Origin of the sequence: Proteus sp. G2673 (genome assembly GCF_009915125.1) — a bacterium.
In the GTDB taxonomy this organism is placed as follows: Bacteria; Pseudomonadota; Gammaproteobacteria; order Enterobacterales; family Enterobacteriaceae; genus Proteus; species Proteus penneri.
The window spans coordinates 263,554-287,042 of the sequence record NZ_JAABLT010000004.1 but is presented as its reverse complement, the minus strand read 5'-3'; the positions used below and the strand labels follow the sequence as shown (position 1 = coordinate 287,042).

Annotated in this window: 22 protein-coding genes; 10 read left to right on the top strand and 12 right to left on the bottom strand. The window is 36.7% G+C overall.

What is annotated here, in order from left to right; translation table 11 throughout:
* Positions 1–50 precede the first annotated feature (50 nt).
* The 5 genes from GWI59_RS02055 to htpX all read left to right on the top strand — a co-directional run bounded on the left by GWI59_RS02055 (position 51) and on the right by htpX (position 6,977).
* A complete protein-coding gene (locus GWI59_RS02055) occupies positions 51–548 on the top strand; it encodes a GAF domain-containing protein (RefSeq protein WP_072062597.1) in 498 nt (165 codons plus the stop codon).
* A gap of 95 nt (positions 549–643) precedes the next feature.
* Positions 644–1,339, top strand: coding sequence for an RNA chaperone ProQ (gene proQ / locus GWI59_RS02050; protein WP_006537148.1), 696 nt, complete (start codon positions 644–646; stop codon positions 1,337–1,339).
* Positions 1,340–1,358: 19 nt separating this feature from the next.
* On the top strand, positions 1,359–3,419 hold the full coding sequence (gene prc / locus GWI59_RS02045) for a carboxy terminal-processing peptidase (RefSeq protein ID WP_161671583.1): 2,061 nt from the start codon (positions 1,359–1,361) through the stop codon (positions 3,417–3,419).
* A 900-nt stretch (positions 3,420–4,319) separates the two neighbouring features.
* Complete coding sequence (locus GWI59_RS02040; protein ID WP_109847630.1) at positions 4,320–5,672, top strand: OprD family outer membrane porin; 1,353 nt, start codon at positions 4,320–4,322, stop codon at positions 5,670–5,672.
* 426 nt (positions 5,673–6,098) lie between these two features.
* A complete protein-coding gene (gene htpX / locus GWI59_RS02035) occupies positions 6,099–6,977 on the top strand; it encodes a protease HtpX (RefSeq protein ID WP_023582403.1) in 879 nt (292 codons plus the stop codon).
* Positions 6,978–7,062: 85 nt separating this feature from the next.
* Here htpX and GWI59_RS02030 read toward each other — a convergent pair whose 3' ends face one another.
* The 4 genes from GWI59_RS02030 to hxpB all read right to left on the bottom strand — a co-directional run bounded on the left by GWI59_RS02030 (position 7,063) and on the right by hxpB (position 11,246).
* Positions 7,063–7,926, bottom strand: coding sequence for a hypothetical protein (locus GWI59_RS02030; RefSeq protein WP_239739543.1), 864 nt, complete (start codon positions 7,924–7,926; stop codon positions 7,063–7,065).
* Positions 7,927–8,064: 138 nt separating this feature from the next.
* Positions 8,065–9,456, bottom strand: a complete 1,392-nt coding sequence (locus GWI59_RS02025; RefSeq protein ID WP_072062594.1) for an L-cystine transporter — start codon at positions 9,454–9,456, stop codon at positions 8,065–8,067.
* Positions 9,457–9,699: 243 nt separating this feature from the next.
* Entirely contained in the window at positions 9,700–10,266 is a 567-nt protein-coding gene (locus tag GWI59_RS02020) for a metal-dependent hydrolase (RefSeq protein WP_006537135.1), read from the bottom strand.
* Between the two features lie 311 nt (positions 10,267–10,577).
* Complete coding sequence (gene hxpB, locus GWI59_RS02015; RefSeq protein ID WP_072062592.1) at positions 10,578–11,246, bottom strand: hexitol phosphatase HxpB; 669 nt, start codon at positions 11,244–11,246, stop codon at positions 10,578–10,580.
* 199 nt (positions 11,247–11,445) lie between these two features.
* On the opposite strand from hxpB, the gene GWI59_RS02010 reads away from it, so the two are divergent.
* The gene (locus GWI59_RS02010) at positions 11,446–11,985 is read left to right on the top strand and encodes a YniB family protein (RefSeq protein ID WP_006537133.1); all 540 of its coding nucleotides are present in this window, start codon (positions 11,446–11,448) and stop codon (positions 11,983–11,985) included.
* 132 nt (positions 11,986–12,117) lie between these two features.
* On the opposite strand, the gene GWI59_RS02005 is transcribed toward GWI59_RS02010, so the two are convergent.
* The 5 genes from GWI59_RS02005 to GWI59_RS01985 form a co-directional block, all read right to left on the bottom strand.
* Positions 12,118–12,990 carry a fructosamine kinase family protein gene (locus tag GWI59_RS02005; protein ID WP_161723875.1) on the bottom strand — a complete coding sequence of 291 codons (873 nt, stop codon included), beginning with the start codon at positions 12,988–12,990 and terminating at the stop codon, positions 12,118–12,120.
* 154 nt (positions 12,991–13,144) lie between these two features.
* Positions 13,145–14,002, bottom strand: coding sequence for a metal ABC transporter permease (locus GWI59_RS02000; protein ID WP_006537131.1), 858 nt, complete (start codon positions 14,000–14,002; stop codon positions 13,145–13,147).
* Positions 13,999–14,910 carry a metal ABC transporter permease gene (locus tag GWI59_RS01995; protein WP_072062589.1) on the bottom strand — a complete coding sequence of 304 codons (912 nt, stop codon included), beginning with the start codon at positions 14,908–14,910 and terminating at the stop codon, positions 13,999–14,001. The genes GWI59_RS02000 and GWI59_RS01995 overlap by 4 nt, the downstream gene beginning before the upstream one ends.
* A 2-nt stretch (positions 14,911–14,912) precedes the next feature.
* A complete protein-coding gene (locus GWI59_RS01990; RefSeq protein ID WP_006537128.1) occupies positions 14,913–15,800 on the bottom strand; it encodes a manganese/iron ABC transporter ATP-binding protein in 888 nt (295 codons plus the stop codon).
* Positions 15,797–16,654, bottom strand: a complete 858-nt coding sequence (locus GWI59_RS01985; RefSeq protein ID WP_229096578.1) for a metal ABC transporter substrate-binding protein — start codon at positions 16,652–16,654, stop codon at positions 15,797–15,799. The genes GWI59_RS01990 and GWI59_RS01985 overlap by 4 nt, the downstream gene beginning before the upstream one ends.
* A 636-nt stretch (positions 16,655–17,290) precedes the next feature.
* Here GWI59_RS01985 and GWI59_RS01980 point away from each other — a divergent pair.
* Positions 17,291–17,962: a transglycosylase SLT domain-containing protein gene (locus GWI59_RS01980; protein WP_161723873.1), complete on the top strand. Its 672-nt coding sequence runs from the start codon at positions 17,291–17,293 to the stop codon at positions 17,960–17,962.
* Here the strand turns inward: GWI59_RS01980 and GWI59_RS01975 are convergent.
* On the bottom strand, positions 17,959–18,672 hold the full coding sequence (locus GWI59_RS01975; protein WP_072062586.1) for a MarC family NAAT transporter: 714 nt from the start codon (positions 18,670–18,672) through the stop codon (positions 17,959–17,961). The two genes, GWI59_RS01980 and GWI59_RS01975, sit on opposite strands and share 4 nt — an antisense overlap.
* A gap of 98 nt (positions 18,673–18,770) precedes the next feature.
* On the bottom strand, positions 18,771–19,367 hold the full coding sequence (locus tag GWI59_RS01970) for a GNAT family N-acetyltransferase (protein ID WP_109847712.1): 597 nt from the start codon (positions 19,365–19,367) through the stop codon (positions 18,771–18,773).
* 252 nt (positions 19,368–19,619) lie between these two features.
* Here GWI59_RS01970 and GWI59_RS01965 point away from each other — a divergent pair, with 252 nt between their 5' ends.
* Together GWI59_RS01965 and GWI59_RS01960 are read left to right on the top strand one after the other, a co-directional pair.
* Positions 19,620–19,958 (top strand): tRNA-binding protein, encoded by a 339-nt coding sequence (locus tag GWI59_RS01965; RefSeq protein WP_006537121.1) that lies wholly within the window; start codon positions 19,620–19,622, stop codon positions 19,956–19,958.
* A gap of 96 nt (positions 19,959–20,054) precedes the next feature.
* Positions 20,055–20,744: a helix-turn-helix transcriptional regulator gene (locus GWI59_RS01960; RefSeq protein WP_109847628.1), complete on the top strand. Its 690-nt coding sequence runs from the start codon at positions 20,055–20,057 to the stop codon at positions 20,742–20,744.
* 4 nt (positions 20,745–20,748) lie between these two features.
* On the opposite strand, the gene GWI59_RS01955 is transcribed toward GWI59_RS01960, so the two are convergent.
* Entirely contained in the window at positions 20,749–21,189 is a 441-nt protein-coding gene (locus tag GWI59_RS01955; RefSeq protein WP_006537118.1) for a PACE efflux transporter, read from the bottom strand.
* Between the two features lie 368 nt (positions 21,190–21,557).
* Between GWI59_RS01955 and thrS the strand changes: the two genes are divergently transcribed.
* Positions 21,558–23,486, top strand: coding sequence for a threonine--tRNA ligase (thrS, locus tag GWI59_RS01950; RefSeq protein ID WP_072062583.1), 1,929 nt, complete (start codon positions 21,558–21,560; stop codon positions 23,484–23,486).
* Positions 23,487–23,489 lie beyond the last annotated feature (3 nt).

Sequence of the window (23,489 nt, the reverse complement as noted above, 5' to 3'; positions counted from 1 at the left end):
CTAAATTACGAGTTTGTTATCTATTTTAGTTACGTAAATAAGGTTTAATGATGCCAAAATCGCTTTTTTATCAGGAGCTCACTGATAATTTGTCAGCCTTGTTGTCTGGTGAAAATGATCTTATCGCATCACTTGCTAATACCAGCGCACTTCTTTACGAGAAGTTAGATACGATAAATTGGGTTGGATTTTATCTTAATGATGGTGATTCATTAGTTCTTGGCCCATTTCAAGGCAAAATTGCTTGTGTCAGAATAGGTTTTGGGAAAGGAGTTTGTGGAACTGCATACTCCGAAAACAGAATTTTAAGAGTGGATGACGTTCATCAATTTAGTGGACATATTGCTTGTGACAGTGCAAGTCAGTCTGAAATTGTTTTACCTTTAAAAGTAAATGGACAAATTATCGGCGTTCTCGATATTGATAGTCCTATTTTTGATCGTTTTGATAAAAAAGATGAAATTGGGCTTAAAGCGTTGTGTGACGTGCTCTGCGAGCATTTAAAAACTTGTCATACAGCAAAATATTGTGAATTTTATGTAAGTTAACAGGCGTTTGCCATAGAAATTGTTGGCAACACTATTATAATGTCGCTTGTTCATGCCTGCGCTGGTTGGCAAAACCGTTGTAATCAGGAAATTTCATGGAAAATCAACCTAAGTTGAATAGTAGTAAAGAAATCATCGCTTTTTTAGCTGAACGTTTCCCTAAGTGTTTTATTGCTGAGGGTGAAGCTCGCCCTTTGAAAGTTGGCATTTTTCAAGATCTTGTTGAAGATCTAAAAGATGAAACTCAACTGAGCAAAACACAGTTACGTTCGGCATTACGCTTGTATACCTCAAGTTGGCGCTACCTTTATGGAGTTAAAGAAGGAGCAAAACGTGTCGATTTGAATGGTAATGACTGCGGCGAACTGGAAGCTGAGCATATTGAACATGCTCGTACACAATTAGCAGAAGCTAAGGCGCGTGTTCAAGCTCAGAGAGCAGAGCAACGTGCTAAGAAGCGTGAAGCTGAGGGTGATAAAGAGACCAGTAAACGTCCGGCAGCGAAAAAGCCAAATAATACGCGTCGTCAGCCACCTAAAGATGGTGAAAAACGACAGCCTCGTCCTCAAAAAGCGACTCAAGCACCTCGCAAAGCACCACCACGCAAAAATACTGAAAAGTTAATTCCAGTGAAAGACACATCAGTTCTTACTGTTGGTCAATCGTTGAAAGTTAACGTTGGTAGTAGCGTAATGGACGCGACAGTGCTAGAGATAGCAAAAGAGGGTGTACGTGTACAATTGCCTAACGGTTTGGCAATGAATGTACGCACGGAACATTTAAAGTTCTGATACGGAGGCCAACCAGAGCATGAACAAACTTCTAAATGTGGCTTTTGCTATCGGATTAACGTTAATAGGCACTTCTGTTGTAATGGCTGAGAAACCAGCCACTCCAGCAATGGTAACCATTGATCAGTTACCCGAATTAAAGCAAGAGCCGCAGCATTCTACCGTGAGCGAGCGAGTAACCTCTCGTTTTGAACGTTCTCATTACCGTCAATTTTCGCTAGATGCGAACTTTTCTGAAAAAATTTTTAATCGCTATCTTAATTTATTAGATTATAGCCACAATGTATTGTTAGCATCAGATATTGCCCAATTTGATAAAGAAAAAACCAAAGTAGGTGAATATCTGAAAAAAGGTGAGCTTCAGCCCCTTTATGATCTCTTTAATTTAGCGCAAAAAAGACGTTTTGAACGTTTTCAATACGCCTTAAACCGCCTAGATAAACCCATGGATTTAACTGGTCAAGATAAATTTGAGTTAGATAGAACAAAAGCACCATGGCCACAGACTCAAGCTGAGCTAGATAAACTTTGGGATGAAAAAGTAAAATATGATTGGTTAACGCTGAAATTATCTGACAAAACAGATAGCGAAATTAAAGAGACATTAACTAAGCGTTATAAAGCTGCGCTACGTCGTCAAACGCAAAGCCAAAGTGAAGATGTTTTCCAAATCATTATGTCGGCATTCGCCCGCGAAATCGACCCTCATACAAGTTATCTATCACCAAGAAATACTGAAGCCTTTGATTCTGAAATGAGTCTATCCTTAGAAGGAATTGGCGCTGTATTACAGATGGATGATGATTATCCTATGATCAACTCTATGGTAACCGGGGGGCCGGCTGCAAAAAGTAAAGAGTTGAAAGTGGGTGATAAAATTATTGCAGTAGGGCAACAAAATAAACCGATGGTTGATGTTGTCGGTTGGCGACTTGATGATATCGTTGCTTTGATTAAAGGGCCGAAAGGTAGCCAAGTAAAATTAGAAGTTATTTCTGATGAGAAAGGCGCTAAACCAAGAACAATTACTTTAGTCAGAGAGCAAATCCGTTTAGAAGACAGAGCTGTTAAGCTAACTGAAAAAGTAATTAACGGTGATAAAGTCGCAATTTTGGATATTCCAAGTTTTTATGTTGGTTTAACTAATGACGTAAAAACGCAGTTACAAAGAGTGGCGAAAGATAATGTTTCATCTTTAGTCATTGATTTGCGTGGTAACGGTGGTGGTGCTTTAACAGAGGCGATTTCACTTTCAGGATTATTTATTCCAAGTGGTCCTGTTGTGCAAGTCAGAGATAACAATGGTCGTGTTCGACAAGATTTTGATAAAGATGATGTCGTGTATTATAAAGGGCCACTGGTTGTTATCGTAAATCGCTTTAGTGCTTCTGCTTCTGAAATTTTTGCAGCAGCAATGCAAGACTACGGACGTGCATTAATTGTCGGTGAGCAAACGTTCGGTAAAGGAACGGTTCAGCAATATCGCCCATTAACTCGAGTCTACGATCAAATGCTAAGTCCTGATTGGCCGGGTTTAGGTTCAGTGCAATATACTATTCAAAAATTCTATCGAATTAACGGTGGTAGTACTCAGCTTAAAGGAGTAACACCAGATTTGCTGTTACCAAGCTTTGATAGTGCTGAAATGGGGGAGAGTTTTGAAGATAACGCGTTGCCTTGGGATAGTATCTCTCCAGCAAGCTATCAGCTATCTGAATATTCAGACAAATTAAAGGCGGCGTTAGTACCGTTAACTGAACAACATACTAAGCGTATTGCAAATGATAGAGAATTTTCATACATCTTTGCAGATATTCAGCGTTATAACGATGCTAAAGCAAAAGGTGAAGACAAATTTGTTGTTTTAAACTTCTCTGAAAGAGAGAAAGAAAACAAAGAGTTAGAAACCATAAAATTAAATCGTATTAATGAGCGTTTTAAATTAGAAGGTAAACCAGCATTGAAGTCACTCGATGATTTACCTAAGGATTATGAAGGTCCAGATCCTTATTTAGATGAGACGGCTAAAATTGCGGTTGATCTCTCAAAAGTGCTTAAACCTAAGAAATTATTAAATTAAGTTATCTTTTATAACAACTGATACTTAAAATCAGCCCCAATAGTTGGATAACCAATTGTTGGGGTTTTTTATATTTATTTTAATCAAGATATAAATTTGTTATTGCTAATCAATATTTATCAAGTTTTCTATTAAAAATTGTTTAAGAAAACCAATAGTATGTTTTTGGATGGGAGCATTCATATTTTTAGTTATTCACTATATTAAGTTACCAGTAATATAAATTTTTTTAATAAAAGGATAGTTAAATTTAGCTTTATGTCACTTTATTTTTAATTCGAAATACATTTTGAGTAAATTTTGTAAGCTATAAAAGAGAATGTTAGGCTAATTTTTAGATAAGAAGTGAGTTTCTTATTTGATAAGTTGAATAAAGAGATAAAGCGACTTTTAATTGTGATTAATATCTCATTTAATGGTGCTTGAATTGTAATAAATGTAACATATTGTGACAACGATCTCTTAAATTGACAAAAAATTACTATAACATACAGATTATGAAGATCTCGCGTCACTTTGGAATATTGACGCATTAGCTAAAATCACTACCTAAATAATGACTCATTTTTATTCTATGAGTCAAAAATGTATTTTTAGAGAAATAATCATAACTAAAATATTATATTTTCAGATTAAGGATCTCTACGTAAGGAATGATGATTAAAGGAAATTGATTTATAATTTTCTTATCGAATTTTATTAAGAAAAATACGTAAATATAAATATGGTGAGATATCCATATTCGTTTCCTGCGCCAAAAAATGACTCTATTGCTTGAAGTTAGTGCAACTTTAAATTAATCAAAGGTTATTTTTTAGCTAAATAAAGAATGGTGCTTTATTAAACTTGCTGAGTATAAATCAGCATAATTTAAATATTTATTAACCAGGTTGCATTAAGATGAAAGTAACAAAATTAGTATTGTTTATGCTGTCTCCTTGTTTCTTAGCAGTAAGCGTTGCTAATGCTGCGAATTGGGAAAATTCAATTAAAGAAAGTGCATTTATTTCAGATTCAGAACTTGAGCTTTCTACAATTAATATGTGGAAGTATTTGAAAACTGAAAACCGTTTTGATAAACAAGAGCAACGTTATAGAAAGCAAGTTGCTAATGCTTGGGGGCAAAACTTCCAAGCTGATTTCAAATCAGGTTATTTAGGTGGCATTCTAGGATTTGATGTTTCTTATTATGGTGGTATCAAATTAGGCGCAAGTAAAGACTTCGCCTCTCGTGCAATTTTATACAATGATGATGGTGAAGCAAAAGGCTATAACAAAATTGGTCAACGTTTCGCAAAAGTTAAATTTGATTTAGATCCTGTGTTAATTAACGGTAAAGCAGGTTGGTTTACATTAAAAAATACCGGTATTTTTACGAACTCACAGCGCTTATCATTAAACAGTTATAATGGTTATGCGACTAATACAGCAATGGGTGATTGGAGCTTAGATTTATTGTTCCTTGACGGTAAAGTAATGCGTCGTGATAGCCCAAATATCGACAGAATGTATTTCAGTGATGGTAATGGTGTTAGACATAATATCGATCATGTTCTTACCGGTGGCATTAACTACAACACTAAACCGTTAAAAGTATTTTATTTCTATGGTCAAGCGGATGATGTATTTCGTCAACATGGTTTAGAAGCAAAATATAAATTAACTTCAGATGTGACCATGGGTGGCGTCTTTTATTATCATGATTATGGTAGTGATGGTAAACGTACATTAAGTGATGCTAATAAGGGTAAGCGTAACTTTGATCATGACGCATGGCACGTTGCAGGTACCTTGGAGTGGCGCATTCCAGAGTCACCATGGACACTGCGTACAGGTGTGACATATACCGATGCAGAAAAAGCTAATGGTGTTGGTCAATTTGCTCGTAATCCAATTGGTAATACCCGTGGGCGTTTTAACTCACCAGCTTACGCAGATATCGACTATGTCCGTGATGGTGAGGTTATGGGCGCATTAGAAGCTGAATACAGAGTTAGTAAAGAGCTGTCTGTTGGTGCGCGTACCAACTATAGTGAATTCAGCTATTCTGGTGAAAGATTAAAACAAGGACAGTTTGGTTTATTTAGCTACTGGAAACCAACCGCAAATCTTTCTGTTTCTTTAAGCGGTGGGATCGGTTGGCACCACCAGCAAGAAAACGACTATACCACACCAAAACTTTATGATGGTCACTCACAACGAGCTCATTCATTATCTGGCTCGATGACAACCACATATCGCTTCAAAATGTAATTTATAGCGGTAATTGAGTCCATTATTACTGGTATAAAATGCACGGCTTGCATATGTTGTGAGTCGTGCATAAAAAGCAGAGATAGTTGCTCTATCGAGCACGGTAAATGGTAGCATCTACATATTACGGTGCTTTTTATGATAAACTTGTTGTCACAATATTAAACGATACCAGTCTTTCCTAAATAAATCCCTTCCGTTTGAAAAAATAGAAAATTCATATCATCTATTATCAATCTTACTTTATACTTAAGTTCTAAATGATGCTTAATATTAGGCGTTCACTGACTATTTTTTTATCAAAATGTAAAGTTATATCGTTTTTAATATTAAATAAGTTAAAAGGCTTGATAAAATCTAAAAAAGCCTTATTTATAAGACAGTTTTAGCAATGTGATAATTAGATAAAATAGGAACAATATCAATATGATGAGAATTGCTTTATTCCTGTTAACAAACTTAGCTGTTATGTTTGTTTTTGGGATCATCTTATCTTTAACAGGCATACAAGGTCGTAGTGTTCAAGGCTTGATGATCATGGCGGGCTTATTTGGCTTTGGTGGTGCATTTATCTCACTATTAATGTCCAAATGGATGGCATTACGTTCAGTGGGTGGCCAAGTTATTGAAAACCCAACTTCAGAAGTAGAACGTTGGTTATTAGATACGGTAAGACGCCAGTCTGAACAAGTTGGTATCAAAATGCCACAAGTGGCAATTTATGATGCGCCTGATATTAATGCGTTTGCAACAGGTGCTCGTCGTGATGCTTCGCTGGTGGCTGTCAGTACTGGTTTGTTAGCCAGTATGAGTCGTGATGAAGCAGAAGCCGTTATTGCCCATGAGATTAGCCATGTTGCTAATGGTGACATGGTAACCATGACTTTACTGCAAGGTGTTGTGAATACCTTCGTTATCTTTATTTCTCGTATTATCGCTCAATTTGTTGCTAATTTTGTCTCTAATGATGAAGAGAGTGAAAATAGCAATGGAAACCCATGGGTCTATATGGGGGTTTCAATGGTTCTGGAAATTGTATTCGGTATTCTTGCCAGCATTATAACAATGTGGTTTTCACGTTATCGTGAATTCCATGCGGATGCAGGTTCTGCAAAGCTTGTTGGTCGTGAGAAAATGATAGCTGCATTACAACGTTTGAAAACGAGCTATGAGCCACAAGAAGAAAGTAGCATGATGGCTTTTTGTATTAATGGCCGTAATAAGTCATTTAGTGAGTTATTTTTATCTCACCCACCATTAGATAAGCGTATTGAAGCACTGCGCAATGGTGAGTACCTGAAATAAGGTTGAGAGTTTAATCGCGAACACTCAAATAAAAGCGCTCAATATGAAAGTATTGGGCGCTTTCTATGTATGAAGAATAGGGGGATTAATTTAAATATTCATCAAAGTATGTTGCCATTTTTTCTTCATCAATTTTTAGGTTGCCTTTCCAGCCTGCCCATGGCATTTCCATATCAGAGCGACCTTTGGTGTTATTAAGTTGATTTTCTGCAATGGTAATATCGCCAAAATTAGCCCAGCTATTTAAAGATAATGGAATATAGGCATTAGGAATAACCCCCACTAAGGCAAGTGAGTGCAAAATACCTCGTTTGGTATATCTATCACCCGAAATTAATTTAGCCTCATTTAACCGTTTTTCAAATTTACCCGGAGTTTCACCTTCAGGAGCGCTACGTAATAAATGAAGTAATTGCTTAAAGATCTCTTTATCTCCCTGCGTTGGACTAACGGGAGGGGCTGTTAGTAAGTGCTTTAAATTCAAATAAGCATAAGTGGGATTGCTCGTATAAGAATTACCGTAATAGAGGCAATATTGAAAATAGCTGTCATTAATATATTTTTGTTGATTTCTATCACTACAAATCCAACAACAGGCATATTGAGGTTTTTCTTCATAATTATGTAGTGGCAAATTTTGTAGTTTATGAAAAGCACCTAAAACAGAACGACCTCTAAGATAGCTGCCACCCACACCAGCCACAAATCCATCTAAGCAACGCTTTTGGGTGAGTGATGGATTATTTTTTAAGCTATTTAATTTTGAAATAACATCAGAATGATCAGCAAATCTTTCTATAACATTAGGTCGCCAATTGACTTCTGATAACAAGACTCGTTCTTTTTCTGAAAGAGTATCAAGCTGATACAATGAAACTTGGCGTTCAGGATCATACTGACTGTTTTCATACTTATAGAGTTTTCGCAAAATTCGCATAATTTTTTGCACGATTTTACCTTGTTATGTTTATAGGTTTTTAATTGATATTGGTGGGTAACATAAATAGAAGATATGTAACTTAATACAGATACAAAAAAAAGCCAGTTCAAATGATGAACTGACTTTATTAATAGAGGCAGATAAAGTTTATTTTACTGTAAGTTCAGTTTCTTCATCTTGGTTAAAGACAGTTTTATCCGTTTGTCCCATAATTTGACTCGTGATTGTACCCGCTGTCATTGAGCCACTGACGTTTAATGCGGTACGTCCCATATCAATTAATGGCTCTACAGAGATTAATAGGGCAACTAATGTCACAGGTAAACCCATTGCAGGCAGAACGATAAGAGCTGCAAATGTAGCACCACCACCAACGCCCGCAACACCTGCAGAGCTGACGGTTACGATAGCAACTAAAGTGGCAATCCACATTGGATCTAATGGGTTAATTCCCACTGTAGGCGCAACCATAACGGCCAACATCGCAGGGTAAATACCCGCACAACCATTTTGACCAATTGTTGTACCAAAAGATGATGAGAAGCTTGCGATAGATTCTGGCACACCCACACGCTTAATTTGAGTTTCAATATTTAATGGAATACTTGCAGCACTTGAACGACTTGTAAATGCGAATGCTAATAAAGGCCCCGCTTTTTTGAAGAATTTAATAGGATTCAAACCCGTAAAGCTGACTAGTAATCCATGAACCACAAACATTAAGCCAATAGCAACATAGGAGGCAACAACAAAGCTTCCTAATTGAATGATGTCGTGCATATTTGAGCTTGCAACAACCTTAGTCATCAGCGCCATTACACCATAAGGTGTTAACATCATAACAATACGAACCAGTTTCATGATCCATGATTGTAAGCAATCAATTGCAACTAAAACTTTCTCACCACGAGGTTGGTCTTCTTTGAGCAGTTTCAGTGCAGCCATACCTAAGAAAGTAGCAAAGATAACGACGCTAATAATTGATGTTGAGCTTGCACCTGTTAAATCAGCAAATGGATTTTTAGGAATAAATGACAAAATAAGCTGTGGCATCGTTAAGTCAGAAACTTTGCCCATGTAATTTTGCTCAAGTGCAATTAAGCGCTGTGCTTCTTGTTCACCTTGTACTAGGCCTTCTGCTGTTAAGCCAAATAAATTAGCAATAACAATACCTATTAATGCAGAAATAGCTGTGGTGAATAATAGTGTGCCAATAGTGAGTCCACTAATTTTTCCTAGTGATGATGCTTGGTGTAATCGAGCTACGGCACTAAGAATAGAGGCAAATACTAATGGCATAATGATCATTTGTAACAGCTGTACATAGCCATTACCCACGATATTAAACCAAAGAATAGATTCTTTAATAATAGGATCGTGTGAGTCATAGAATGCGTGTAGTGCTAGCCCAAAAGCAACACCAAAAACTAAACCAACAAGAACTTTCTTTGAAAGGCTCCACTGACGTTGACTTAATTTAGCCAAGATGAGTAATAGCACAACAAAGACGAGTACGTTAATGATTAACGGAAAATTCATCTTAACTCTCCAACGAGATCTTTATTTATATAATTTCGACGATTGTATGCGATATGAGTTCTTAGGCAATAAGAAAGGATATAACAGCACCAATGCGATATAGGGTAACAGAACTGTTAATAACTTTTTATAATTAATTATTATTTTATATAATCATTTGGTTATAAAAACAAGGAAAGTTGGTATAAAAAGAAGTAAGAATTTATAAATAAATAGAGAAACGTAGGTTTTTGTCAGGCTGTGTTAAAAATTAGTACGCTTATCGTGGTACATCTGTAACCAGTTATTGATTTGTGAAGGCAGGGTAACAGTAAGGTGAGGAGGTAAAAAAAGTGCGCCAACAAGGATCAAAACAGAGATAAATCTCTCGCCTTTTTTATTGTTCTTTTTGCCTAAAATGGGTAATGCAAAGCGTATTTTTAAAGGCCACAGGAAAGGAACGCCAGCGGGAGTTAACATATCTGCAATAAGGTGGCTAAGATAACCGAATAAAAGGGCATGAAAGATATCGGCGGAAATATCCCACTGTGGTGAAACTTGTGTTTCCCATAAAATAGCTAAACCACAAAACGCAAGTAAACTATGCGTAAAACCTCGATGACCACAGAGTTTTGATAGAGGCAGTGAGATAATACGGAATAATCGCCCGAGAATAGAGCCAGGGTGGTCTAAGTCAGGTAGAAGTGAGCCTAATAAGACAGCAGGGATCATGTGAAACCAATCACCATGAGCAAGAGCTGGCGTTATTTCAAGTTTCTGCGCTAACACAAGTGTCGCCACAGAAAAAAGTAGATGTCCTTCTGCTGTCATTCCATGTCTGTTTATTTGCTGTTCATTTATACAGTAATTAAAGTATAAAAGGTTTTGACGATAACTAACAGACAAAAAAGATAAAAATTGTCTTAAATATTAAGCAATAACAGGAATATTTTATTTGATTGATTTAAAAATGATCGAATTTAGGATAAGGAACCAAAAAGTAAGATCACGGCGAGAGGAAGCAAAAGAAATATACAAGAGGAATACTTAAAAATAGAGAAGAGGTTAATGAGCTTATGTTTATTAAAAGCAGAATAAAAAGGATATCTTATAAAGTAGAATATCCTTTTTATTTATGGAAATTAGCCTAATAAATGTAGTTGCGTTAGTTCATTGAGTGACGCAATTTTTACATCAGCTAAGCCCCATTGTTTATCATTAAATTGTTCTATTGCAGGGACAACGATAGAGCGCATTCTGGCGCCTTTACAAGCAATCATACCATTGCGAGAATCTTCTAATGAAACACAGTGAATAGGGTCAAGATTAAGCGCTTTAGCTGCATTTAGATAAACTTCAGGGTGTGGTTTGCTGTGTGGTAGCTCATCAGCAGACACGACAGCTGAGAAGTAATGACGAATATTAAACAACTCCAGGACACGCTCAAGCATAAAATCAGGAGATGCTGATGCTAGTGCAATTTTTAACCCTGATGATTTGCAAAGTTCTAAGGCATGCTCAACACCTGGTAATAGTGGTTTTGTTTCTTCAACTAATTTGACAACACGAGAAACCATTTTTTGTTTTGCTTCTTGTTTTGAAACGCCTTGCCAAGGTGATGCTCTATACCATAAATCAATGACTTCGTTTATTCTTAACCCAACCATATCGGGCATTGCCGATGCAAGGGATAGATCGACGCCTAATTCAGCAAAGACCTCATGTTCTGCTTGCTGCCAAAATGGTTCAGAGTCGATTAATAAACCATCCATATCAAATATTGCAGCTTCAATAGGGAATTTAAAAGACATGTTACTCTCCATAAATAAGGTCTATGTTGTCGAGTGGCGATTGTAGCAAGAGTTACAGGGAAAATCTTTTTAATCAGTTTCTTATTTATTTTGTAAAATAAATAGAGAGAATAGCTACTATTAATTTATTGTCGTGTTAGCCGTTAATTAGACTACGATAAACAGATAAATATTGACGAATTCGACTAGTGAGGATGTGATGAGTTATCAATATGCGGGATTATATGCCATTTTAAAGCGTGTACTTGGCTGGCTTATTTTTATTCCTGCCTTTATTTCGACAGCTGTATCATTGATAGGATTAGCTGCAATTCAACGCCCAAGTGGTGATGGTGTAAATGCCGTAATTAATGATTTTTTTCGTGTATTAGCGGAAATGGTGCAATTTAACACACCTTTTTTAGGTTTTTTCTGGCGAAATTCACCTATCCCCAATACACAAATGGGATTTAGCCAAGAAAATATCACTTTTTTTGTTATTTTTCTTTTTATGTTCATAGGATTAGCATTCAGCGCATCAGGATTACGAATTTATCGTCAAGTGAAATATTTGAAAGAAAATATACAAGATCAGCTTATTATTGAACGCGCAATGAAAAGTGGTGTAACGGCTGAAGAATTGCAACAAAATATCAAATTACCGCGACATACTATATTTACTCAAATTATGGTGCTTTATTTATCACCTCTGATTGTCATTGCAATTGGCTATTTCTTAATGAAATTTTTAGGATGGTAACACTATTTTAAAGTGAGCGAGGACTGTTCACTTATATTAATTGAAAGGAAAAATAAACCTCGCATCACTGAATCTGGCGAGGTTATATTTTTTAGTTTTTTATTATCTCAATACTATTTCACTTTATTCCTATTAAGGTGTTGCTAATAGATCATCAATGATTTTTCTGACTTCTAAATAATTTTCTTCGCCCCCAAATAAATTACAACGGTTGAGGAAGAAATAGAGTTGGTAAATAGGCTGACGAGATAAAAACTTATCGGATAGTGGCCAAACACTTTGATAACCGTCGAAAATATTTGCAGGTACTGCAGTACAAAGCGGTAACATTGCGATATCACACTCTCGATCACCCCAATAACAAGCTGGATCGAACACGGTACCTTCTGATTGACCAATTGCAGCACAGTTTTTAGGCCATAGATTGCCGTGAAGCAAAGAGGGTTGTGGATTATGATCAGCAAGGCGATGAGTGATAATTTGAGTGACCTCATCGATATCTCCAAAAACCATACCTTTCTCAGAAGCTAGTTGTAGCTGAAAACCAATACGTTTTTCAGAATAAAAGTGATTCCAGCGTTTTTCCCAGCTATTGAGTTGAGGGGTTGTATCGATTTGGGTATCGAAATCAAAGCCATAACTAGGTTGTTCTTCCCACTGATGTAGTCTTGCTAGTTGTTGTCCAAAACAGTAGGCGCTATGAGGTGTAAATGGTTGAATAGGCAAAAATTCAAGGAGTAGAAAGCTGGCATCTTTACTATTACCGATACCAAGAACTCGGGGAGTTCGAATTGTTTGGCTTTTTGCCAGCATTTCGAGTTGTTCTGCCTCATTTTTAAAGTTAGGCAGAAATTCACGCAAATTAGATTTCACAAAAACAGGCGTATCACCATAATAAATTTTCCATGTATGATGAATATCACCACTAGAAAGGTGAATTTTTTCGTTTATCTTTGCTGAAAATCCTAAGTTTGATTCCAGTAAACGACCTATATTCTGCCACATACTTACACCTCGCAAAGTTGTTTACTTAGTAGACCCAAATAAAATAGTAACGAGCGATGTTTATACTATGACAATAACACTTTAATTAAATCAATAAAGTATAAAGCTAAAAAACGGGATGATTATCCCGTTTTTGCGAAGATAAAGAAGATGCTCAGGCGCTAGCGGGTTTTGTTTGTCGCTTTATTTTTGCCAAACTTATCTGATTAGAGAGTAGCGCAATAATAAAGAACACAGCTTGCGTTAGCACAATACAAGGACCTGTTGCTCCATCAATATGGAAACTAATAAATGTTCCTATAACACTAGATGCGACAGAAAATATAATTGCTAACATAATCATGCGTGAAAAACTGCGTGTTAATAAATAGGCAGTGATCCCCGGTGAAATAAGCATTGCGACAACTAAAATAATCCCAACGGCCTGCATTGAAGCAACAATGGTTAATGCCAAAATGGATAGTAAGCCATAGTGCAATAATGTGACAGGTAAGCCAACAATTCTGGCTTGGTTAGGGTCGAAGCAATAAAGCATAAAATCTTTTTGCTTAATAAGCATAATAGTGATGGTGATTACACAGATAATACTAATTTGAGTTAATACATCAGGTGTAATGCCTAAAATATTACCAAATAAAATATGCATTAAATGTTGGTCTGTATCGACACTGGCAAAAATAACCAAACCCACCGCAAACATGCCTGAGAATACAATCCCCATCACTGTATCTTCTTTAATGCGACTGTGATCTTTTAAATAACCGGTGGCAAAAGAGCAAAATAGCCCAGAAAGGAAGGCACCTACTGTTAACGGGATAGCAGTGACATAAGCAAGAACAACGCCAGGTAAAACAGCGTGAGAGATTGCATCTCCCATTAAAGACCAGCCTTTTAATACCATATAACAAGATAAAATAGCGCAGGCGATACCTATGATAATGGCCGCAACAATAGCGCGTTGCATAAAGGGATATTGAAAAGGCTCAATGAAAAATTCCATCAACTCATTCATAGTTTCACCTCTTCTGGTTTTGTTGATCCTTTATGCTGATGAGATTGTGTGATCAACTGTTGTGAACTCTGACGAGCACGACGGCGAGCGGCTAACATACCGTGTTTCGGGGCGAATAAGAAAGCCAACAGAAAGAGTGATGTTTGCATTGTGACAATCACGCCACCTGTTGCACCATTAAAGAAGTAGCTAAGATAAGCGCCTACTGCACTTGTGACTGTGCCAATACAGATAGCAATAATAGCCAGCCGTTTAAATTGATCTGTGAGTAAATAAGCAGTTGCGCCAGGGGTAACTACCATAGCAATGACAAGGATGGCGCCAACAGTTTGAAGAGCCGCAACAGTACAAGCGCTCAAAAGAGTGAAAAAGATAATTTTTAATTTTAATGGTGATAAGCCGATTGATTTTGCATGAACTTCATCAAAAAAAACCACCAGCAAGTCTTTCCAAATACAAAATAAGACGAAAAAAGAAACACCCGTAATAATCACAACTTGCCATACATCTTCATCAGCAATACCTAAGATATTCCCGAGAATGATGGTCTGAACGTTGACGGCTGTTGGTTTAAGCGAAACTAGTAACAGACCAAAGGCAAAAAAAGTGGAGAAAATAAAGCCAATAACGGCATCTTCACGAAGGCGTGTGATATGACGAATAAGTGTCATTGATAATGCCGCGAGCAAACCCGTAAAAAAAGCACCAACTGCATAGGGCAAACCTAATATATAAGCTCCAGCAACACCGGGAACAACTGAGTGGGAAAGGGCATCTCCCATTAACGACCAACCTTTCAAAATAAGATAGGATGAAAGAAACGCACAGACAGCACCGACTAAGGCACTGACCCAAATTGCTTTCACCATATAGTTATATTCAAAAGGTTGTAGGAGTAAATCTAGCATGGCTAATCTCCTTGTTTGCGCTGGCTTTGGTGCGCTGGAGTGTGTTCTTCTTGATGACCATAGAAAACAGCAGCACGTTCATCATCGGTAATAACAGTAAGTGAACGTGGATCGTCATCATCATGAAGATCAGAACCTGAGAGGCTAATGTGACGTAACACACCACCAAATGCGTGTTCTAAGTTTTTCTGTGTAAATGTCGTTTCAGTTGGACCACTATCTAACACCGTTCTATTGATTAAAATAACGTGGTCACAAAATTCAGGTACACTTCCTAAGTTATGCGTTGAAACTAAAACTAAGTGGCCTTCTTCGCGCAAATTGCGTAAAAGCTCGATGATGGCATTTTCTGTTTTAACATCGACACCCGTAAAAGGTTCATCAAGTAATAAAACAGTACCTTCTTGAGCCATTGCTCGTGCTAAGAAAACACGTTTTTTCTGACCACCAGAAAGTTCACCAATTTGGCGATGTCCTAAGCCTGACAAACCAACACGTTCTAATGATGCTTCAACAACTTCATGATCGCGTTTTGAAGGAATACGAAAAAAACCCATTTTTCCATAACGTCCCATCATTACAACATCAGAAACAAGCACAGGAAAATTCCAGTCAACTTCTTCTGTTTGTGGTACATAGGCGATCATATTTTGTTTTAACGCCTGCTGAATCGGGCTGCCGTTTAATGTCACTTTACCTTTAGAGGGCTTTACTAGCCCCATAATGGTTTTAAATAGTGTGGATTTACCACTGCCATTGATGCCCACTAGGGCACAAATAGTGCCACCAGTGATAGAGAAGCTTGCATCAAAAATAGCTGTATGACCGTTGTTGTAAGTTACTGTGGCATTATCAACAGTCAACGTAGGATTAGCTTTTATATTGCTCATTGCCCAAATCCTTTCGCAATTGTATCTACTGTAATAGTAATTAAATCAATATAAGTAGGAACTTCACCACCTTCAGCGGAAAGTGAGTCAACATAAAGAACGCCACCGTATTTTGCGCCAGTTTCTTTGCTGACTTGTTTAGCCGGTTTATCTGAAATTGTACTTTCACTAAAGACAACAGGGATCTTGTGTTCTCTAACGGTATCAATCACATATTTAACCTGTTGTGGTGTGCCTTGTTCTTCTGCATTAATTGGCCATAAATAAACTTCTTTAAAGCCATAATCATTAGTTAAATAACTGAAAGCGCCTTCACTGGTCACTAACCAACGATCTTCTTGTGGGATACGAGACAACCGTTCTCTTAATGGTGCATCAAGCTGTTTAATTTTTTCTGCGTAATTTGCTGCATTTTGATTATAAATTGCTGCATTATCAGGATCGTGTTCAACAAATGCTTTACGAATATTTTCAATATAAATTAATGCGTTATTTGGTGACATCCATGCGTGTGGATTCGGATTATTTTTGTAAGCACCTTCACTAATTGCCATTGGAGTGATGCCTTCAGTTACTACAACCGCAGGAACATTACGTAACTCATTAAAAAAACGTTCGAACCAGCGTTCAAGGTTTAAACCATTCCATAAGATCAAATCAGCTTTTTGGGCTTTTACAATATCTTTTGGGGTAGGCTGATAATCATGAATTTCGGCACCAGGTTTTGTAATTGATTCAACAATCGCTGCATCTCCAGCAACATTCTGTGCGATATCTTGAATAATAGTAAAGGTAGTGACGACTTTAAGTTTATCTTTTGCTTGTGCAGGTGTGGTTAAAAAGACTGTTGCCATAAGGCATAAAGCCGTAAGTGAAAATTTGTTTACAGAGCGAAATATATCCATATTATTATTGCCTTATAGTTGCAGAGGTATTTTCTTAATTGATAATGATTATCAATATCATTTCAAAAAAAGTCAAGTTATCTCTGTGTAAAAAGCTTCATTTGATAACGACTAGAAATAAGATAACAACATGTATTCCAATAAATGTTAAGTAGATTGTCGGGTTTTGTCACAAAAATTAACAATCGTTCTTAACTATTTGTGTAAGAGATGATTTTTATTACGCATAAAAATGCACTTTCTCCTTATTAATTCAATGTGGGTTATGTCGCTACGATTTTATCGCGATCTCTCAATCTCTTTTTTACATTGCACTAATGCATACCATTTATTCAAAAATAAGTAATAACACGATATAAACTTGTTATGGCAGATTCTATTCTGATTAATACATTTGGGAGGCAATCATAGTGAATGGGATAGATTTGAGATAAAACACACGCTAGAAATAGTAATAGATTGATTTATTTCTCGTACTTTGCCATATTTTAGCGTGAATTTTTGTGTGGAAATAGAATAATATATCTCCAACTTGTTGATATATAAACATATCGTTGTACAACCCTTTATGCAAAAGGATAAAACGTGAAAGTAAAAATCATCTTTTCTTTGGCAATTTTGCTTCTTGCTGGTTGTGCTGATAATGCTCATCAACCAATTCAAAAAGACACATCTCGATTTTTAAGTCAAAAGCCGATAAATAGCCGTATTAGTAATGCTTCGATCTCCACGGCACAATGGAAAGCAACCCCTTTTGATAATCACATACAGCAAGCCTCTAGCCGTTATAATGTTGATGAAACATTAATTAAAGCGATCATCCAGGTTGAGTCTAACTTTAGACCAGAGGTAATTAGTAAATCAAATGCAGTTGGATTAATGCAAATTAAAGCATCAACAGCAGGAAGAGATGTTTATCAAAATAGAGGAAAAGCGGGGCAACCAACAACAGCTCAATTGAAAGATCCTGCTATTAATATTGATTTAGGTACGGCTTATATTCAATTATTAAGAGAGCGCCACCTTGTTGGTATTGCTGATCCTGAAACACTTTATTACGCCACCATTCTTGCTTATGTGAATGGCGCAGGCGCTTTATTGAGAACATTTGATAAAAATAGAGACAATGCGATAGCTAAAATTAATTCAATGAGTGCGGACGATTTTTATCGTTACGTTGAAAAAAACCATCCGGCAACTCAAGCACCACGTTATTTAGCTAAAGTAAGAGCCGCTTACCATGCAGGGGATAATTAATCTGGCAAATTAGCTGCGGCTTGAGCCTGTTTTAATAAAGCAGGCAAATCTGCAATGATTTCAAGAACACCGTTAATCATAAATTGAACACCCATACAGATTAATAAAAATCCCATTACACGAGAAATAGCATCAATACCACTGTGACCTAAATATTTCATAATGCCGGTGGAGCCACGAAGTGACAGCCAAACAATCACGCTAATTAAAAAGAAGGTCGTTACTGGAGCCACATATAATACCCATTGAGCAATATCAGTACGCGAAGGTATTGATGCTGCGGTACTGATGATCATTGCAATGGTTCCTGGTCCTGCGGTACTTGGCATTGCTAAAGGAACAAAGGCAATATTGGGTTCTTTGGGATTGTGGTGAGGATTATTATCGTCAGAAATAGGATCATCAACATTAGGTGTATTAGGAAATAGCATACTAAAGCCAATAAAGGCCACTATCATCCCTCCAGCAATACGAAGACCGGGTATCGAAATGCCAAACGTTGTCATTATGACGCGACCCGCATAAAACGCGATGGTCATAATGAGAAAAATATAGACACATGCCATTAAAGATTGTTGATTACGTTGTTCTTTGGTCATATTTCCTGAAAGACCAAGCCAGAGAGCAACAGTCGTTAATGGATTAGTTAAAGGTAAAAGTAAAATAAGACCAAGGCCAATAGCCTGAAAAAACTGGTAAGCAGAGTGCATGGAATATAAAAGCTCCTATAATAACAGGTAATTAAGGAGTATTTATGATAACAAATTAAACAGCAAAAAGTTATTTTTAAGCATAATAATCTTAATGTTTATTGGTATTTCTTCATTAACCACTCTAAATGTATTTTTACTGAGAGCCAGTCATAATCAGTAATACTATAAACACAGGTATCTCTTTTTTGACCGCCTATTGTTAGTCGGTGGTTACGTAAAATGCCATCGAGTTTTGCACCTAAGCGTTCAATCGCTCTGCGACTTGTTTGGTTTAATATGTGAGTACGAAATTCAACAGCAATACACTGTAACTCTTCTAGCGCATATTTAAGTAATAGGTATTTAGCTTCAGTGTTAATTCCTGTTCTTTGTACTTCTTTTGCATACCACGTTGAGCCTATTTCTAACCTTGGTGTTTGGTTATCGATATTCATAAAGGTTGTTATGCCAACCACACGGTTATTAGTTTTAGAAATAATGGTAAAAGGCAACATTAACCCTTTTTGTTGTAATTGAAGTTTATGCTCAATATCTCGTTGTAACTCTATTACTGAAGGAACAGTGGTATACCAAAGTTCATCTGGCCTATCTTTTTTAATTAGTTCATAGAGTTCTGAGTAATGTTCCATACTTAGGGGGACTAAACGCACAAGTTTTCCTTCCAGTGTTGTCCACTCTGTTATCTTTTTCATCATAAATATTCTCTGGGGTTATCAATAGGAGTGTTTTTAATATATAACAAAATTATGAATTGATATGATTATTTTAAATGTTATTAAAAATAGGCAAAATTCAGAATAATGAGAATCAGAGAAAAAAGAGTGTGAGTGATTCTTTCTCAACAGAGAATGACTGCCTCACTACAGGTGAGCTAGCATAATGCGTGCTAATCTATAACTCAGTAATCAAGGTATCACTGTAAATTAAAATAGATTGGTAAAAAAATGACAGATTTAATTGAATGGGATGATTTTCTACGTGTAGAAATGAGAGTGGGAACAATTATCAGCGCAAAAATAAATGAGAAAGCTAATAAACCTGCTTATATTATGGAAGTCGATTTGGGCGAATTAGGCATAAAGCGCTCAAGTGCTCAAATTACGGTAAATTACACTCCTGAAGAGCTTGTGGGACGTCGTGTTTTGTGTGTATGTAATTTCCCTGTTAAACGCATTGCAGGTATAAAATCTGAAGTCTTAATTACAGGGGCACCAGATGAAACGGGAGCAATTGTATTGGCTGAGTTTAACTTGCCTTTACCAAATGGTTCACGTCTAGCATAAATAAGTATCTTTATCTGGCACTCTTAAATAGTGATGTTCTGCTGAGTTTTGATATAGTAATTATTCAATAGTAGGATGGATATAAAGGAGTGTCTTTTGTTATTACCTCAATTGCATTTGCGCTGTTATACACAAGAGACGGTATCTCATCATCATGATAATTTATGGCAGATTATTTTCGGGCTTTCAGGTTCAATGGAAGTTAATTTTAATCGAGAAAATTTTCTGATTTCTAATCAAAACTGTTTGGTTATCCCCCCAACGATTCATCATGCCTTTTCAGGCAATATAGATAATAAAAATCTTATCCTAGAACTTCCTGCAACTTCGCAATGGCAATTAAGTGAGAAAGGTGGACAATTTGCGTTATCACCGGCTGCCATTAGTTTATTAGAGTGGATACATCAATATCCTCAACTTCCAGATCAATATTCAACCATAACACGGCTTTTACTTGCCCAAATGAAAATACAAAAAGGTTGGCGCGATAGTTTGGATGCTTGGTTAGCGAATAAATTACATATACCATTAACAACACATGATATCGCTTTCGCTTTTAATACATCAGCGAGTACACTACAACGAAAAATGAAAGCAGAGGTTGGGGTGTCTGTGATGCAATATGTTACTCAACAGCGGCTTAGCAAAGCCGCTGAATTATTAAAATACACACCACTAAATATTGAAAATATTGCTTTAGCAGTAGGATATGACTCGCATTCTGCATTTAGTCAGGCATTTCGCCAATACTTTAATAAAAGTCCTACTGAGTATAGACAGGATTAAGCGATTATCCCACTTTATTTCCTACTGAATAAATTCGTGGACATAATTTATCGAAGGCAAGCGTGAATAAATAAGTATAGATAAAGAAGAAGATTAATATAGTTATTTCCATACTTATTGCTTTGATAAAACCTACATTATACCACCACATATAAAGTGGAATGGTAAAGAAAAATAAACCTAATTCAAAACTTATTGCATGGATTAGTCGTACTATGACAGTCCGTTTTTTTATTGTTAATTTTAACTCAATTAATTCAAAGAAAGAATTAAAAATATAATTCCAAATCAAAGCAATAACAGAAACCGCAATTGCAACAGGGAGTGAATTATGTGATTGACTTTGGCTTAATATGGTCAGTAAAACAGTGCTTAATAAAATCGCGAGAGTTTCAAAAGTAATAGCATAAACTAATTTACGAGGGCGGGGTTTTAGATAAAACATGCATATACCTTTTATAATAAAAATCTGGACCGCCCCAGAATAAGTTTTTTTAAAGCCGCGGTTTCCGCTTATTTATTATGGTAGACAAATTAAATAAAAATTTCTATCTCTCTGTGTATTAAAAATAAACGTTAAAATTACCTATGAGATAAAGCTATAAATCTTTGCTGTCTGTGATAAAATTCCCCCCGAGTTACGATAAGGCTCAGCGATATTATAGATATTTACTTGATAAGTAAGTGTTCATCTCTATGTGCAAACCTCGCGAGGTAAAGTGAGAAAATTGTCGTAACGTACTGAATACATACGAAATAAAAAGCTTACAAGTGATCTTGCGTATGGGTCACCACTGTAAATAAGGATTTTAAATGCCAATTATTACTCTTCCTGACGGAAGCCAACGTCAATTTGAAAATGCAGTTTCTGTCATGGATGTCGCTGCAGATATCGGCCCAGGACTTGCGAAAGCATGTATTGCTGGCCGTGTTAATGGTGAGCTAGTGGATGCTTGTGAATTAATCGAACATGATGCAAATCTGGCGATTATCACCGCAAAAGATGATGAAGGTCTTGAAATTATTCGTCACTCTTGTGCCCACTTATTGGGACATGCAATTAAACAATTATGGCCACAAACCAAAATGGCGATTGGTCCTGTTATCGAAAATGGTTTCTACTACGATGTGGATTTAGACCATTCTCTCACACAGGAAGATTTAGAAACTCTAGAAAAACGCATGCTAGAGTTGGCGAAAACAGATTATGACGTTATTAAAAAACGCGTAAGCTGGGCTGAAGCTCGTGAAACTTTTGTTTCTCGTGGTGAAGACTATAAAGTTGCTATTCTTGACGAAAATATTAGCCAAGATTCTCAACCTGGTCTTTATCATCACCAAGAATATGTTGATATGTGCCGTGGACCACATGTTCCAAATATGCGTTTCTGCCATAACTTTAAGTTACAGAAAATCGCAGGTGCATATTGGCGTGGTAACAGCGATAATAAAATGTTACAACGCATTTATGGTACAGCTTGGGCTGATAAAAAACAGTTAAAAGCTTACTTAGATCGCTTAGAAGAAGCTGCAAAACGTGACCACCGTAAAATTGGTAAACAGCTTGACTTATATCATATGCAAGAAGAAGCACCAGGTATGGCTTTCTGGCATAATGATGGTTGGACTATTTTCCGTGAGTTAGAAACATTTGTACGTTGTAAATTAAAAGAATATGATTACCAAGAAGTAAAAGGTCCATTTATGATGGATCGTGTTCTTTGGGAAAAAACAGGTCACTGGGAAAACTACAAAGAAAATATGTTCACAACATCGTCAGAGAATCGTGAATATTGTATCAAACCAATGAACTGCCCAGGTCATGTACAAATCTTCAAACAAGGTTTACGTTCTTACCGCGATTTGCCATTACGTATGGCTGAATTTGGTAGTTGCCATCGTAATGAACCATCAGGTGCATTACATGGTTTAATGCGTGTTCGTGGCTTTACACAAGACGATGCGCATATCTTCTGTACAGAAGAACAAATTTTAAGTGAAGTAAATGACTGCATCAAATTGATTTATGATGTATATTCTACTTTTGGATTTGAAAAAATTGTTGTTAAGCTGTCTACTCGCCCAGAAAAACGTATCGGTGAAGATGCATTATGGGATATTGCTGAAGCAGACTTAGCAAAAGCCTTAACTGATAACAATATTGAATTTGAATATCAGCCAGGCGAAGGGGCGTTTTATGGCCCTAAAATTGAATTTACACTTTACGATTGTTTAGATCGTGCATGGCAGTGTGGTACAGTACAATTAGACTTCTCACTACCAGGTCGTTTAGGCGCGTCTTATGTTGCCGAAAACAACGAGCGTAAAGTACCTGTTATGTTACACCGAGCAGTGTTAGGATCCTTAGAACGTTTTATTGGTATTCTGACCGAAGAATACGCAGGATTCTTCCCAACTTGGTTAGCACCACAGCAGGTTGTCGTGATGAATATCACGGATGGACAGGCTGATTATGTACAAAAACTCGTCAAAGAATTGCAAGATGCCGGAATTCGTGCAAAAGCAGACTTGAGAAATGAGAAGATTGGCTTTAAAATTCGTGAACATACTTTACGTCGTGTTCCGTACATGCTTGTCTGTGGAGATAAAGAAGTTGAATCAGGCAAAGTGGCGGTTCGTACTCGTCGAGGAAAAGACCTTGGCAGTATCGACGTTAACGAATTTAAAGAAAAGCTTCTGCAAGAAATTAGAAGCAGAAGTCTTCATCAGTTGGAGGAATAAGGT

Excerpts from the sequence above, each read along its gene's own strand:
- GWI59_RS02010 (WP_006537133.1), top strand. The coding sequence starts at position 11,446 with ATGAGTTATCAATATGCGGGATTATATGCCATTTTAAAGCGTGTACTT.
- GWI59_RS01985 (WP_229096578.1), bottom strand. The coding sequence starts at position 16,654 with ATGGCAACAGTCTTTTTAACCACACCTGCACAAGCAAAAGATAAACTT.
- GWI59_RS02000 (WP_006537131.1), bottom strand. The coding sequence starts at position 14,002 with ATGAATGAGTTGATGGAATTTTTCATTGAGCCTTTTCAATATCCCTTT.
- GWI59_RS02055 (WP_072062597.1), top strand. The coding sequence starts at position 51 with ATGCCAAAATCGCTTTTTTATCAGGAGCTCACTGATAATTTGTCAGCC.
- GWI59_RS01990 (WP_006537128.1), bottom strand. The coding sequence starts at position 15,800 with ATGAGCAATATAAAAGCTAATCCTACGTTGACTGTTGATAATGCCACA.
- prc (WP_161671583.1), top strand. The coding sequence starts at position 1,359 with ATGAACAAACTTCTAAATGTGGCTTTTGCTATCGGATTAACGTTAATA.
- GWI59_RS01955 (WP_006537118.1), bottom strand. The coding sequence starts at position 21,189 with ATGTTTTATCTAAAACCCCGCCCTCGTAAATTAGTTTATGCTATTACT.
- GWI59_RS02020 (WP_006537135.1), bottom strand. The coding sequence starts at position 10,266 with ATGACAGCAGAAGGACATCTACTTTTTTCTGTGGCGACACTTGTGTTA.
- GWI59_RS01995 (WP_072062589.1), bottom strand. The coding sequence starts at position 14,910 with ATGCTAGATTTACTCCTACAACCTTTTGAATATAACTATATGGTGAAA.
- GWI59_RS01970 (WP_109847712.1), bottom strand. The coding sequence starts at position 19,367 with ATGAAAAAGATAACAGAGTGGACAACACTGGAAGGAAAACTTGTGCGT.
- proQ (WP_006537148.1), top strand. The coding sequence starts at position 644 with ATGGAAAATCAACCTAAGTTGAATAGTAGTAAAGAAATCATCGCTTTT.
- hxpB (WP_072062592.1), bottom strand. The coding sequence starts at position 11,246 with ATGTCTTTTAAATTCCCTATTGAAGCTGCAATATTTGATATGGATGGT.
- GWI59_RS02025 (WP_072062594.1), bottom strand. The coding sequence starts at position 9,456 with ATGAATTTTCCGTTAATCATTAACGTACTCGTCTTTGTTGTGCTATTA.
- thrS (WP_072062583.1), top strand. The coding sequence starts at position 21,558 with ATGCCAATTATTACTCTTCCTGACGGAAGCCAACGTCAATTTGAAAAT.
- GWI59_RS01965 (WP_006537121.1), top strand. The coding sequence starts at position 19,620 with ATGACAGATTTAATTGAATGGGATGATTTTCTACGTGTAGAAATGAGA.
- GWI59_RS02005 (WP_161723875.1), bottom strand. The coding sequence starts at position 12,990 with ATGTGGCAGAATATAGGTCGTTTACTGGAATCAAACTTAGGATTTTCA.
- GWI59_RS02040 (WP_109847630.1), top strand. The coding sequence starts at position 4,320 with ATGAAAGTAACAAAATTAGTATTGTTTATGCTGTCTCCTTGTTTCTTA.
- GWI59_RS01975 (WP_072062586.1), bottom strand. The coding sequence starts at position 18,672 with ATGCACTCTGCTTACCAGTTTTTTCAGGCTATTGGCCTTGGTCTTATT.
- htpX (WP_023582403.1), top strand. The coding sequence starts at position 6,099 with ATGATGAGAATTGCTTTATTCCTGTTAACAAACTTAGCTGTTATGTTT.